Source organism: Neobacillus canaveralius (assembly GCF_047237705.1).
Lineage (GTDB): Bacteria > Bacillota > Bacilli > Bacillales > Cytobacillaceae > Neobacillus > Neobacillus niacini_K.
This window is the reverse complement of sequence record NZ_JBDFLL010000001.1, coordinates 2,934,282-2,948,761: the sequence shown is the minus strand read 5'-3', so window position 1 is coordinate 2,948,761 and position 14,480 is coordinate 2,934,282. Positions and strand designations below refer to the sequence as shown.

General features: G+C 40.2%; 11 protein-coding genes. 1 reads left to right on the top strand and 10 read right to left on the bottom strand.

Translation table 11 applies throughout. The annotated features are described in order from the left end of the window. Positions 1-95 precede the first annotated feature (95 nt). The 4 genes from ABC255_RS14810 to ABC255_RS14795 all read right to left on the bottom strand — a co-directional run bounded on the left by ABC255_RS14810 (position 96) and on the right by ABC255_RS14795 (position 4,883). The gene (locus ABC255_RS14810) at positions 96-1,079 is read right to left on the bottom strand and encodes a proline dehydrogenase family protein (RefSeq protein WP_412994589.1); all 984 of its coding nucleotides are present in this window, start codon (positions 1,077-1,079) and stop codon (positions 96-98) included. Between the two features lie 158 nt (positions 1,080-1,237). Continuing rightward, the gene (gene ftsZ / locus ABC255_RS14805; RefSeq protein WP_412994587.1) at positions 1,238-2,380 is read right to left on the bottom strand and encodes a cell division protein FtsZ; all 1,143 of its coding nucleotides are present in this window, start codon (positions 2,378-2,380) and stop codon (positions 1,238-1,240) included. 284 nt (positions 2,381-2,664) lie between these two features. Next, positions 2,665-3,585, bottom strand: a complete 921-nt coding sequence (locus tag ABC255_RS14800) for a DUF1002 domain-containing protein (protein WP_412994586.1) — start codon at positions 3,583-3,585, stop codon at positions 2,665-2,667. 116 nt (positions 3,586-3,701) lie between these two features. After that, positions 3,702-4,883: an MFS transporter gene (locus tag ABC255_RS14795; RefSeq protein WP_412994584.1), complete on the bottom strand. Its 1,182-nt coding sequence runs from the start codon at positions 4,881-4,883 to the stop codon at positions 3,702-3,704. A 337-nt stretch (positions 4,884-5,220) separates the two neighbouring features. On the opposite strand from ABC255_RS14795, the gene ABC255_RS14790 reads away from it, so the two are divergent. Beyond that, positions 5,221-6,210, top strand: a complete 990-nt coding sequence (locus tag ABC255_RS14790) for an NADPH:quinone oxidoreductase family protein (RefSeq protein ID WP_412994582.1) — start codon at positions 5,221-5,223, stop codon at positions 6,208-6,210. A 180-nt stretch (positions 6,211-6,390) separates the two neighbouring features. Here the strand turns inward: ABC255_RS14790 and ABC255_RS14785 are convergent, their stop codons facing one another. The 6 genes from ABC255_RS14785 to ABC255_RS14760 form a co-directional block, all read right to left on the bottom strand. After that, positions 6,391-7,176, bottom strand: a complete 786-nt coding sequence (locus ABC255_RS14785) for an IclR family transcriptional regulator (protein WP_412994580.1) — start codon at positions 7,174-7,176, stop codon at positions 6,391-6,393. Between the two features lie 58 nt (positions 7,177-7,234). Continuing rightward, a complete protein-coding gene (locus ABC255_RS14780) occupies positions 7,235-9,412 on the bottom strand; it encodes a malate synthase G (protein WP_412994578.1) in 2,178 nt (725 codons plus the stop codon). Beyond that, positions 9,413-10,876 (bottom strand): FAD-linked oxidase C-terminal domain-containing protein, encoded by a 1,464-nt coding sequence (locus ABC255_RS14775; RefSeq protein ID WP_412994577.1) that lies wholly within the window; start codon positions 10,874-10,876, stop codon positions 9,413-9,415. Next, the gene (locus ABC255_RS14770) at positions 10,857-12,209 is read right to left on the bottom strand and encodes a (Fe-S)-binding protein (RefSeq protein WP_412994575.1); all 1,353 of its coding nucleotides are present in this window, start codon (positions 12,207-12,209) and stop codon (positions 10,857-10,859) included. Before ABC255_RS14770 ends, ABC255_RS14775 begins: the two co-directional genes overlap by 20 nt. Before the next feature lies 1 nt (position 12,210). Beyond that, the gene (locus tag ABC255_RS14765; protein WP_412994573.1) at positions 12,211-13,527 is read right to left on the bottom strand and encodes an FAD-binding oxidoreductase; all 1,317 of its coding nucleotides are present in this window, start codon (positions 13,525-13,527) and stop codon (positions 12,211-12,213) included. A gap of 151 nt (positions 13,528-13,678) precedes the next feature. Further along, positions 13,679-14,449, bottom strand: coding sequence for an NAD-dependent protein deacylase (locus ABC255_RS14760; RefSeq protein ID WP_412994572.1), 771 nt, complete (start codon positions 14,447-14,449; stop codon positions 13,679-13,681). Positions 14,450-14,480 lie beyond the last annotated feature (31 nt).

Below are 14,480 nucleotides of genomic sequence, written 5' to 3'. Positions count from 1 at the left end.
GGTACAAACTTGTCAATTTTAACAAGAATAGCCCTTTAGTCCTATTCCTCTGCAAAAAAAGAAACCCCTTACAATTGAAGGGGTCTTAAAGTTACTTATCTACGTTTCTTCTTAGTGTCTTTTGTCAATCTACCTAACAAAAATGCACCAGCAGCAACACCTATTATTGTATTGGTCTTCTTATTAAATACCTGTTTTGCAACAAGATTTAAATTTTGCGGTCTTTCTGCGAGACGTCTCATGAAATAGCCGTACCAGTCATTTCCAAAAGGTACATACGTGCAGAAGTTATAGCCTTCTTTAGCCAGCTGCAGCTGCATGTCTTTTCTAAAACCATATAGCATTTGAAACTCAAACTGATCGTTTGGAATGTTGTTCTTTTTAACAAATTCCTTTACGTGGTTGATGACATTGTGATCATGTGTGGCAATGGAAGTAAATTTGCCGTTTATTAAATGCCATTCGATTAGTTTAATAAAATTTGCGTCAATGTCTTTTTTATTTTGGTAAGCGTATTCATCGGGCTCCTTGTAAGCACCTTTTACAATCCGCATACGGTAGTTTTTATATTTTTCTAGGTATTCATCAGCGCGAAGCAAATATGCTTGAATAACAGTTCCAACGTTGTCGTATTCCTTTGATAAATCATCCAAAAGATCGAAAGTCGGCTGGAGGTGACCAGTATCTTCCATGTCAACGTTTACAAAAATACCGTAATTGTTTGCTCTTTCAACTATTTCTCTTAAGTTACTTAAGCAGAAGCTGTATTCGATATCTAGACCTATTTGCGTAGGTTTTAAAGAGATATGGGCATCGACTTTATGCTCATAAATCGCTTCAATAACATTCAGAATTTGTTCTTTTGCTTCTGTTGCCTCTTCTTCTTTAAAGACAAATTCACCTAAGTTATCAACGGTACAAGAAATTCCGTTTGCATTGAGTTCTTTAATACTTTTAATTACTTCATCGATATTTGTACCTGCAACCACACTTTGTGCACCCATTTTTAAGCCATACTTTTTAGCTGCACTATTTAAAAATTGATTTTGAGATAAGCCAATAAAAATATCTTTCAACATAGCGATTTCTCCTTGCTGTTGTTATTTCACTATTATTTTAGCATAAATTTTTCAATTGCTCCTCATAGTTTTTAAAAAATTGTCCAAATTGAATTCATTTGTACTCTAGACCCAAAAAGGGGCTGCAGAGATATCTCTCAGCAGCCCTGGCAGTAGCATCATCTTCGATTACGATTACGCAGGAATGTAGGAATATCCAGCGTATCTTCTGAATGTTGTCTTTGTCTATCCTGACTAGGCTTTGGTTCTTCTTGAACATTTTGTTCTCGTCGTGAGATTCCTTGAGATTGAGGTCTTGAGATAACATCCCGTGACGGACTAACTGTGTTCTTTCGTGAAGATAATTCTGTTTCAGAAAAGCCTGTTGCAATGACGGTTATCATGATTTCATCTTTTAGGTCTTCATTGATAATCGATCCAAAAATCATGTTTAATTCCTTGTCCGCAGCAGAAGAAACGATATCAGCCGCCTCTTGAACTTCGTATAAACTTAAATTGCTACCGCCAGTGATGTTCATGAGGACACCCTGAGCGCCATCGATAGAAGTTTCTAACAACGGACTTGAGATTGCTTTCTTCGCTGCTTCGATAGCCCGGTCCTTACCTTTAGCCATACCTATCCCCATTAAGGCAGTCCCTTGATTAGACATTATCGTTTTTACATCGGCAAAATCGAGGTTAATTAATCCTGGTACGGCAATTAAATCGGAAATCCCTTGTACACCTTGTCTTAGCACGTTGTCTGCCTCGCGGAAAGCTTGTATCATAGGAGTCTTTTTATCTACGATTTGCAATAAACGATCGTTTGGTACAATAATCAATGTATCTACTGCTTCACGCATTAAGTCAATCCCAGCAGCTGCATTTGTTGCACGTTTACGGCCTTCAAATCCGAATGGACGAGTCACGACACCAATGGTTAAAGCACCTAGCTCACGGGAGATTTGTGCGATGGCTGGTGCAGCTCCAGTCCCTGTTCCTCCGCCCATACCAGCGGTAACAAAGACCATATCTGCTCCTTTTAGCACTTCTTGGATTTGCTTTCTACTTTCCTCTACAGCATTTCTGCCAACCTCTGGATTGGCACCAGCACCTAAGCCTCTAGTTAAGGCAGCTCCGATTTGCATTTTAATTTCTGCTTTTGATAGTTTTAGAGCTTGGGCATCGGTATTTACGGCAATAAATTCTACACCTTGAACGCCGTCTTCTATCATTCGGTTTACAGCGTTATTACCTCCGCCGCCAACACCAATCACTTTTATTCTTGCTACTTGATCTATGTCCATTTCAAAATCCCACATAGTCTACTTCCTCCTGCTCCCGCAAAATCATTGTCTCATTATTCAAAATTCAAAAAATTCAATTGTTTATTTGTAAGTTTTATAGCTTTTAGCAGATTTATTACACTAGTATAATCTAACTTAAGCATATTTTTGTGAATTTTGTCGAATCCTTTATTCTTAAATTCTATTTTAACAAAAAACTGGGGATTTTTATATAGTCCTGCAGTCATTCCTCTTTTTTTTATCATTAAAATTTTGTTACAAACATACAAAAGGCTCAGTCCTATGACTGAGCCTTAATATTATGAGAATATACTTTTGATACTTTCTATTAATTGTTTAAAGAAATCGGCTACTTGTTGCAGAAAATTCTTGTCGCCCACTGCTTCTTCAATCCGCTGCTGAATATCCTGGGTAAGATTTTCGAGCTGCGATTTAACATTATCGAAATTAATATTCAAATTTCTCATTTTTTCAAACAAGTCTAGTAACAACTGCCGGTCTTCAGGACTTAGACTGATTTCAAGTGTCTTTAATTTTTCATCAATAAGTGCAGCAAGTTCTTCTTTTGTTGCAGGGTTTTGTTCAGCAATTTCCTTTTTGATTTCTGTCAACAGCTCACTTACTTTATCCTGATCAAGCCCCTCTTTTTTCGCTAAATCAGTAGCCAAGTTTAGTTCTTCATTGGCGACTTCTGTGCGCTCCAAATCTAGTGTTGCGCCTTCACCTTCATCATAAGCTTTATAAATACCAACTAATGCAGAGTGTCCACTGACTTTAACAGGTGAAGCAACATCCACGACTGCGTCTTGAATTCCCGCTGTCAATAAGGCGTTTGCGTACATTTCATCGGTAACCTCTGTAATATTTTCAGGAGTTACCTGATTAATAACAAGCCCTTCACCCGCATCCTTACGCGTAATTTTTGCGGAGGAATACATATTAGAATGTGCGTCGCCTTTAATATACTTAACTAAGTCTTCCCCGGAAACAGTAATCTCTTTCACTTTGCTCGTGTCCGTTACTTTTAAAAGATCTCTCACTTCATCCTTTTGAGCAACTGATAATGCTTCCCCATAAACGACAATCGGCAGACCAAACTTTTCATTGATACTCTCTTCCGTATTACCGCTAGTATCGGCTAACACCATGCTTGTACTACTCACTGAGAATATTATTGTAAGAATAATTGTAAATGCAGCCATCTTATAAAAACGTTTCATATAATCTCTCCCTATCAAATTTCTAAGGTGCTTCAATTTAAAAGACGAATAAGTAGATAAATAGGTTTCAATTTTTTGTGTGGCAAAAATAGTAAGACCACCCGGAAGGATGGCCTCTAATCCTTTGCAAAGCCTTGAACTCTTTTTAAAAAGTTAAAGAAAACTAGACCGGAAAATGCTCCTAAAAAAATGAACCCTGATACAATTGATAAACTTGATGATATGATACCAAAGCCGATACCAGCTGTAAAGGTTATGATGCTCTCTATCAATGATTGAACAGACTCAATTGTAGCCCTTATCTCCGAACTCCCATGATGATGAAGGTATCCCGTTACGACCGGGTCTATAACCCCACTGGCTAAAAAAATCAGTATGATCATGAATAAGCCAATTACACCTGGAAATATAGCTGTCATGAAAAAGCCAACAGTGGTAATCCCTAGTATGAACAGAATAATGGATTGTGCTTTGAAATAGGTAAGTAGATTAGCCGCTAGTAAATTCCCTGGAATTCTTGCCAGCGAAATACAAGCCGAAAATAGCCCGAAAAATAGTACCGAGAACCCGATCTCATCTAAATACAGCTGCCAAAACTCATCTAAATACGTGATACACGCTGCTATTCCCATCGCATTTGTAATAATCGTAACTACCTTTGGATTGCTTTTATAGAAGTATATGGACTTTCTTACGTAAACCATAAAGTCCGAATGACTTTTTTCCATTTTCTGCTGCTGACCGTTTCTAGGTGGTTCCTTCAAAAGTATGGTAAGTATCAATGCAAGAAACATACTTGCTGCAGACACAATATAGTTAAATTCAAATCCAAAGTATTTCGCCATAACACTTCCTGACAGAGCGGCAAATAATGATGCCGTAAAATCGAGTGAATTCATCCTGCCAACAATTTTTTCAAAGGATTTTTGCTTTTTGTCTGTTAATAGTGAGTCATATAAAAGGGCATTCCATGCACCACTTAAACAGGCGCTCGAAATGCCTGCCAGAAAAACAACCAAAGCAAATGTCCAAAAATTATAGGCAAACAGCAGGATTATAAATTCAAAGACCGAAAAGACGGCACCAATTATGAGCAATGTTTTTCGTCGAAATTTGTCCGCAAAAATTCCTGTTGGTATTTCAAAAATGACAATACTTACGGTATAGATGATTTCACAAAGAACAACCATCAACACCGTCATACCCCGCTGCTCCCAAAATATTCGTTCGATTACGTAAGCTGGGATAAGGTTATGAAAAAAAATTATTAGGTAGAGCTTATTTACGTTTACTATCATCCAGTTGATTCCTCCTTTTTTTCTTTTAAAAAAGAAGGAGGAAGGAGGTGGACGAATGGTCTTTTTAGCTTAACAAGGAGGTCTCACTAAATACATAAAATCAACTCCTAATTTTTTCACCTTTTTCTATTTTAGTTCAAAGAATTAAATTTAGTACACAATTTAGTATGCCTAAATTTCATTTAAAAGCCTCTTTCCCCCATCGATGATATCAAAACTGGGTGAGAATTTGTCCTGCAGCAAACATAGAAAATCACTCCAGTTCAGAGTTATATACTTTAATAATAATGTAGTATGATGGAAATGGAAATTTTTAAATTATAAGGAGGTCTTTCTATTGAGTGGGGATTTCAAAGCCTTAGTTGTTGATAAGACAGAAAGTGATTTTACGATTGGGATAAATAATATTTCTATTAATGATTTACCTGCAGGTGAAGTATTAATTAAAGTTGCATACTCTAGCATTAATTATAAAGACGGCTTAGCCAGTATTCCTGAAGGGAAAATTGTCAGGTCCTACCCATTTGTACCAGGGATTGATTTAGCAGGCGTGGTAGTATCTTCAGAAGACCCTCGCTATAGAGAGGGAGATCAAGTCATTGCTACCAGCTATGAAATTGGGGTGTCCCATTATGGCGGTTACAGTGAATATGCGCGGATTCCTGCAGATTGGATTGTACCTTTACCTGAAAACCTTTCTTTAAAAGAGGCAATGATTTATGGAACCGCCGGGTTAACAGCAGCCCTTTCCGTTCAAAGACTTGAAGAAAATGGACTTACGCCTGAAAAAGGTAAAGTATTAGTAACTGGTGCTACTGGCGGCGTTGGAAGTATCGCTGTTGCCATCCTGGCTAAGCGAGGCTACGATGTTGTCGCCAGCACTGGAAAAGAAAATGAACATGACTATTTACATACACTCGGCGCAAAAGAGGTTGTTTCTCGGGAAGAAGTATACAACGGAAAGGCCAAAGCGTTAGATAAGCAGGTTTGGGCTGGTGCGGTGGACCCGGTCGGCGGAGAATCCCTTGCGGCTATTTTAAGTAAAATCCACTACAATGGTTCCGTTGCGGTCAGTGGATTAACAGGCGGCGGTAACGTCCCTACTACTGTGTTTCCGTTCATCCTCCGTGGTATCAATCTTCTAGGGATTGATTCTGTGTACTGTCCAATGGAAGTTCGTAAACCGCTTTGGAAGCGAATGGCCAGTGACTTCAAACCGGAAGTGCTAGAATCCATTTCCAAAGAAATAAGTTTAGAAGAGCTTCCACAGACTCTCCCTCTTATTTTACAAGGGCGTGCTAAAGGACGATTTATCGTAAAAATGTAAGAGAAAAGCCGCAAAACTAGCTAAAGTTTTGCGGCTTTTTATGAGTAACCGTCATTTCTTTTTAGTAGTTTTCGAACTCTCATCAACCTTATGAGTGACCGCCCTCTATTCTTTTACCACTTTGAGGACTCTCATCAATGAACGTTTTAGGCTTCGGTCCCGCTCAGATTACCAATTGCCTTAATTTTCACTATTAACGGGAACAGGATAACCGAGTCTTGCTGATATTTTCTGGCCTGTTTGTATCATAATCGGTCCAAGCTGGTTCAACCTCTCGGTGGTCATTCGTGTGGTTGGACCAGAAATGCTGACAGCTGCAACGACATTTCCTAGATGATCAAAAACAGGAGCAGCGATACAGGTAATCCCATACTCATTTTCTTCTAAGTCTAACGCGTAACCCCTTTGTCGTATTTTTTTAAGCTCACGGAGGAATTCTTCCATCGAAGTAATAGTATGGTCTGTATGAAAGGGCATCCCTTTTCGCTTAAGAATCGCAAGAACATCACTTTCAGGTAAAAAGGAAAGGATCGCCTTCCCAACGGACGTACAATGCATCGGGGCTCTTTTTCCAACCTTTGAATGAGTTCTTAAGGTTTCATTTCCTTCTAATTTCTCAATATAAACGACTTCTCCCTGGTCATAGACAACTAAATGAATTACTTCATTGGTCATATTTTCGAGTTTTTGAAGAAAAGGCTTCGCTTCGGTTCTTAAATCAATCGATTCTAACAGCTTTGAGCTAATATCCAGGAATTTAAGTCCGAGCTTGTATTTCCCTGTTTCTGTATCCTGTTCAATATAGCCATATAGAACAAGTGTGGATAGTGTTCTAAAAACCGAGCTTTTGTTGATATCAATTTCATTCGCAATTTCAGTAACACCGAGACCGCCCTTTTTCATCCCCACAAGCGCGATGATATCCAGCGCCCTGCTTACAGACTTTACCACATTATCTCTGTGCAAACTTCCCCACCTCTTTGCCAAGGCATTTTAGAAAAAAATGCCCTGAATACATCTATGATTAGGATCGAACTGAATATTTTAATTTCGCTTCGAGACGGCGGCTATGCAAGATAGGTTCCGTATATCCACTTGGCTGGTCATAGCCCTTAAATACTAAATCACACGCTGCTTGAAATGCCACCGATTGCTCGAAATTAGCTGCCATCGGTCTGTATGCAGCATCCCCAGCATTTTGTTCATCCACCACCTTCGCCATTCTCTTCATCGTTTCTACCACTTGTTCCTTGGTGCAAATTCCGTGGTGCAGCCAGTTCGCAACGTGCTGGCTGGAAATACGAAGGGTTGCTCGGTCTTCCATGAGCGCAATATTATTGATATCAGGTACCTTTGAACAGCCAATACCCTGTTCAACCCACCTAACGACATATCCGAGTATTCCTTGAGCATTATTATCAAGTTCTGCCTGGACTTCCTCTGGACTCCAGTTCGTATGGTCAGAAACAGGAATTTGTAAAATATCATCCCGCAAATCAGAAATACTGCTGAGAAGATTATTTTGTATATCTTTTACATTTACTTGATGATAATGCAGAGCATGAAGCGTTGCGGCTGTTGGCGATGGAACCCATGCTGTAGTTCCTCCTGCCTGCAAATGCCCTATTTTTTGCTCAAGCATGCTCTTCATCAAATCAGGCATTGCCCACATTCCTTTACCTATTTGCGCACGCCCTTGGAAACCTGTGGAAAGACCATTGTTCACATTAGATTTCTCATAGCTTTGCAGCCAAAGCGTGGATTTCATCTCATTCTTGCGGATCATCGCACCCGCCTCCATTGACGTGTGCATTTCATCACCCGTCCGGTCAAGGAATCCTGTGTTAATAAAGACAACACGCTCCTGTACTTCCTTGATACAAGCTTTTAGATTTAACGATGTTCGGCGTTCCTCATCCATGACCCCAATTTTCAGGGTATTTCTGGCTATCCCGAGTAAATCCTCAGTCCTGTTAAATAACTCATTCGCAAAAGCAGTTTCTTCTGGTCCATGCATTTTTGGCTTTACAATATAAATCGAGTTGTTTGCGGAATTTTTGAAAGAGGTATTTCCGATTAACGAATGCTTTGCACACAGAGAGGTAACAACTGCGTCGATAATCCCCTCCTGGACTTCATTCCCGCTACCAACTAGAATGGCATTATTGGTCATCAGATGGCCGACATTCCGAACAAGCATTAAAGCGCGCCCTGGCAAAGTAAATTCACTTCCAGCAGGAGATAGATAACTGCGGTCAGGATTGAGCGTGCGTGTTAAGGTTTTATTTCCTTTTGTAAAAGTTGCACTTAGGCTGCCTTTATTTAAGCCTAACCAATTTCGATATACGAGGACCTTATCCTGTGCGTCTACCGCGGCAACAGAATCCTCGCAATCCATAATTGAGGTAAGAGCCGATTCTAGAAGAATATCTTTTATACCGGCAGCATCACTTTTTCCAATTGGATGACTTCGGTCAATTTGTATTTCAAAATAGTTATCGTTATTCTTCAACAAGACAGCAGTAGGCTGTTCTGGCTCACCTTGGTAACCAACAAATTTTTCTTCATTTTTCAAAGTAGTGATATCTCCATTACGCAAGGTAACCCTCAAACTTCCTTGCTCAATGGCATAGCTTACTGCCTCTTTATGTGTTCCAACCTGTAAAGGGATGGTCTCATCAAGAAAGCTTCTAGCAAATTCGATGACTTTTCCCCCGCGAACAGCATTATATCTCCCTTGGTTTTGTGCGCCGCCTTCATCACTAATCACATCTGTACCGTATAAGGCATCGTACAAGCTTCCCCACCGTGCATTTGCAGCATTAATCGCATAACGGGCATTGTCAACAGGTACAACTAATTGAGGACCTGCTTTTAGAGCGATTTCATCATCTGCTCCTTCAGTAGAAATAGTGAAATCCTCTGGTTCTGGCAGGAGATACCCGATTTCTTCTAAAAATGCTTTATATCTATCAAAATTTAAATCTTTATTTTCCCTATGCCATCTATTAATTTTTGTTTGCAGTTCATCCCTTTTTACAAGCAATTCCTTATTTCTCGGAGTCAAATCCTTAATGATTTTTTCAAACCCTGCCCAAAACTTATCCTCGTCCACTTGGCTTCCTGGCAATGCTTCAGAATTAATAAATTCATATAACTCACTTGCAACCTGTAAATCTCCTACATTCACATAATTACTCATTCAAACATTCCTCCCTAGTAAAGCATTGTTTTCTTTTTTTATTTCCACGCATCGCCCAGGTGTCGGAAACAATTTACCAGCATTTAAGAGATTATTAGGATTAAATACTTCACGAATATTGGTTTGAGCAAGTATTTCTTCCTCCTTAAAAACAAAGCGCATTTCTTCTCGCTTTTCGATTCCTACCCCATGCTCACCAGTAATCGTTCCGCCAACATCTGCACAAGCCTTCAAACATAGGCTTCCAGCTTCCAGTGCTTTTTCGATTTCTCCTGGTTTACGGGCATCAAATAAAACAAGTGGATGGAGATTTCCATCGCCTGCATGAAATATATTGGCAATCCGCAAACCAGATTCTTCACTAATCTGCGCAATTTTCTCCAGTACCTCTGGAAGCTTGCTTCTCGGAATAACCCCGTCCTGTACTAAATAATCAGGTGAAATGGCACCCATCGCTCCAAATCCTGTTTTACGATTAGCCCACCACCTTCCTCTTTCAGCCTCATCCTTGGCCGCACGGACTTCACGAACCTTATTTTTTCTACAAACTTCCAAAATCTCATTAATTTGTTCTTCTAAACCTTGGGCAATTCCGTCTACTTCTATTAGTAAAACTGCTTCAATATCCTTTGGATGTCCTACAGGGAATGCCGCCGCCTCCACCGCTTCAATCGCTGTTTTATCCATCATTTCCAGTGCTGCCGGAACAATTCCTGCAGAGATAATATCTGAAACCGCCTGACTTCCATCTTCTACCTTGTCAAAATAAGCGAGGACCGTCTGTTTTCCTTCTGGATTTTTTAAAATACGGACTGTTATTTTCGTGACAATTCCCAGCGTCCCTTCTGAACCAGTTAAGAGCCCGAGTAAATCGTAACCTGGTTCATCCAAAACTCCATTCCTGCCTATATCAATAATGTCTCCATTCGGAAGTACGACTTCCAAACCAAGGATATGGTTCGTAGTGACACCATATTTCAAACAATGTGCACCGCCTGCATTTTCAGCTACATTCCCGCCAATCGTGCAGCAATATTGACTTGAAGGATCGGGGGCATAGTAATAACCTCGATCAGAAATGGAGTTTGTTAGTTTAAGATTGACGAAACCTGGCTCAACCACTGCTCTTCGATTTTCAAGGTCAACACTGATTAGCTGTTTCATCCGAACCATGCTAATGATGACTTCCTCATTAACAGGAATGGCCCCTCCACTCAAACCTGTTCCAGCACCACGAGCCAGAAACGGGAGACCGTGATCAGCGCAATATTTTACTAGTTTCGATACTTCCTCAGTATTTTTTGGAAAAACAACAGCCTTTGGCAAATGCTTATGAATCGTAAATCCATCGCAATCATATGCGAGCAAGTCTGCTTTTTTATATAAAATGGACCTTGTTCCTCCTACGATTGCCGCAAGATTGATAATGTGCTGGTCAGAGGTATCAATCCTTATGGCGGACATGATGGTCACCCCCATCTTCTTTTTGATAAGCCCAATCAAGAAGCTGAACGGTGTGGACAATCTTCTGATTTCTTCCGTATTTTTGCACTCCTAAGGCCATTTGCATCATACAGCCGGGATTTCCCATCGAAATCATATCAACATCCTCTGGAATGTTTTCCATTTTACTTTTGAGAACAGCGTCCGCCATTTCAGGGTTGGTAATATTATAGATTCCCGCACTCCCACAACAGCGATCTGCATTTGGCATCTGTACCATTTCAACACCTGGAATATCAAGCAGTATGTCACGAGGTTCCTGCCTCACACCCTGACCATGAGCTAAATGACAGGCATCATGATAAGTGATACGAGTATTTATGGCTGCTTTTGGTTTATCATAGCCGGTGTCGTGCAAGTATTTGGAGATATCCACTACCTTCTTTTCGAATTCTTCCGCTCGTTTTTTCCATTCTGGTTCATCACGGAATAATTCTGTATATTCCTTCATCATGCACCCACAGCCAGCCGCATTGACGATTACTTTATCTGTTTTTTCAAAAGCTTCGATATTCTGCTTTGCCAGCTTCCTTCCCATTTCGCGATCGCCGGCATGAACATGCAGTGCCCCGCAGCAAGTTTGATTTGGTGGAATGCTGACGTCATTTCCATTCCGAGTGAGAACATTGATGGTCGAATCATTGATATCACTAAAAAACACATCCATAACACAGCCGGTCAGCAGCGCCACTTTATGCTTGGTTTCACCTTTAGATTTTATTAGTGTTTTACGAATTGACCTTTTGACTTCCGGCATAATCGATTCCAGTTCGATTAAATGCTGTGGCATAATATTGATTAGCTTTGTTTTCCGGATCGCCTTTTGCAAGCCGCTCCGCTGGTAAAACCTTAACAAACCACCGAGTGAACGCAGCCGATTATGATGTGGGAACACACCATGAAGAAAGAACTTGTTAACCGCTCCCTTCCAGCCTTTAAGCGGCACCGCTTGACGGATCTGTCCACGTGCTTCCTCAATTAACCCGCCAACGTCAACGTCAACAGGACAAGCCGTCGTACAGGCACGGCAATCAAGACAGGAAAAAACGGGGTTCGCAAAATGTTCATCCACGCTCAGCTTTCCTTCAGCTACTGCTTTTATGAGATAGACACGGCCTCGGGGTGAGTGCTGCTCCTCACCGGTTTGTTCATATGTAGGACAAGATTCCAAACACATCCCACAATGGACACAATCCGCCCACTTTTTTTCCTGCGGTGGATCACGCCATAGATAATTACTTAAAGAGGATGTACAAGGCGTGTCTTGCTTCAAATCACTTTCCTTCACACTCATGTTAAATCCCCCCAACATAACGATTCTTATTTAAGACCGTGTTTGGATCTATCTTTTGTTTGATTCCTTCATAGAGAAAGTGTGACGTGGTTCTTTCTCCCCAGACATTTATTTCACTGCGGAGAGAAAATGGAAGGTGCTTTACAATCGCATATCCTCCGTAATTCATTGCACTTTTTCTTATGTGTTGAATGGCAGATAATATATCCTCGTTTGCACCACGAATGGTCACGTAGCATATGCCAGTCCCTAAACCGCCATGTGCTTCGATGGAAACATGACAAGCATCAGCGATTAGCTCTGCTTCTTTTAAAATCTTTATAGCATCAAAGTTGACAACGCCAATTTTTAGAACCGCCTCTGTTGTGGTTTCGTTAGTTAAGCCGTTAGGTTGTTGGTGATAAAAATTATCCCAGAAGGATGTTGCTTCATTTTGTGAAAGGGATCTTATGGTGGTTTTATCAGGCACAATACTTCTGATAACATTTACTTGATAGTGTACGGAGCTTTTAACATCTTCAAACGAAATCAGCATTGTAAATTGATTAGTGTTTGTCAATTTCCCAGCTAAGGAGGGGTTTAGTATCTCGAGGCTGATGGGTTCAATCATTGAATCAAGCACTTTTGCAGCAAATGCTCGAATCTCTTCAATATTTCTTTCAGAAAAGGATACAAAAAGAATAGATTCATATTTAGCAATCGGGCGCAGCTTTACAGTCACTTCTGATATAACACCAAGGGTCCCCATTGCTCCGATAAATAACTTATTCATATCATACCCGGCTACATTTTTTACTACTTTTCCACCAGAACGAATCAGCATTCCGTCAGGGTACACCAACCTTAGACCAATTACATTGTCTCTCGCTGCCCCATATCCAAGTCTTTTAGGTCCGCTATCGTTAGCTGAAACAATTCCTCCAATCGTCGCATGTTTTGGATTGTAAGGATCTAGAGGGATCATTTGCTTGTAAGGTGCTAAATAGGTTTGGATTTCCTGGAAGGAGGTACCGGCTTTTACTGTTATTGTCATATCACCAGGATTATGCTCAACGATTCCAGTATATTGAGCTAAGGATAAGAGAATGTCCGCTTTTTCCAGCCGTCCTCCATATCCTCTTTTTGTACCGCCTCCCATGATGAAAACGGAATGTTTATGGGTATTGGCATACGCTAAAACAGCTGAAATTTCTTGTTCTGTTTTTGGACAAATCGTTACTTTTCCAGAATTTCCAAGTGGATGATATTGGTCATCATCACTTATCTGTATTTCTTTAAAATACGCTTTTAATTCAGTTAGACTTGCGTCCGTAATCAATCACTTCACCTCCATTTGTTGCGTAATAACAAACAGCGTTTCTGCTTTATTGTAAAAAAACCTACCACTTAATTTTATTTTTCCCTCTAATAATTGTCAATCTATTTAGAAAATTTAAAAATCCCCCAATTTAACATTGGGGGGCGGACAACTATTCTATATGATTATTCAGTTTAGTTAATGTTTCTCCGATGGAATCATGGATTACATAGGAATCCTTGTTATGGTCAAAGGGTGTATCACCTTTATTGACAATAATCATAGGAGTGCCTTCTCTCCTGTATTGCGGGAATGTGGAGAACGGGGTAACCTTTAAACTTGTTCCCAATACTAAAAGGCAATCCGCTTGCTGGACGATGTTAATGATTTCGTTGAAGCCCTCAATCGTAAACCAATCCCCAGAATCTCCAAATAGGACGACATCCGGTTTGATATACCTTTCCTTTTTAGCAAGCGTACTACAGTGGTCGCAAACATAAAATTCTTCCGTCGTGTTTAGTCTGCTGATCATTTCTTCGATGGTATAGGTTTTTCGGCAGTTTTGACAGGTAGCAGTTTTCATCGTCCCATGAAATTCAATAACCTGTTTAGAACCTGCTTTTTGATGGAGGCCATCAATATTTTGCGTGATAATATGACTGACTTTCCCATCGGTTTCCCATTGAGCCAGGATTTCATGCCCTTGATTAGGTCTTGCTTCTGGGTGGTAAAGATTTTGAAAAGCAAATTGGTAAAATCCAGCTGGGTTATGATAAAAATTATCAAGTGAGAGAATATATTCAGGGGCCATCTGATAAATCCCTGTTTGTGAACGAAAATCCTTGATACCTGATTCGGTACTAATGCCAGCACCCGTTAGGACGACAATATTTTTCGCGTTCTTTATCAGTTTCGTACAGGTTTGCAGCATGCTGCTCTCCATATCACCACTCCTATGAAACATAGTGCTTTTT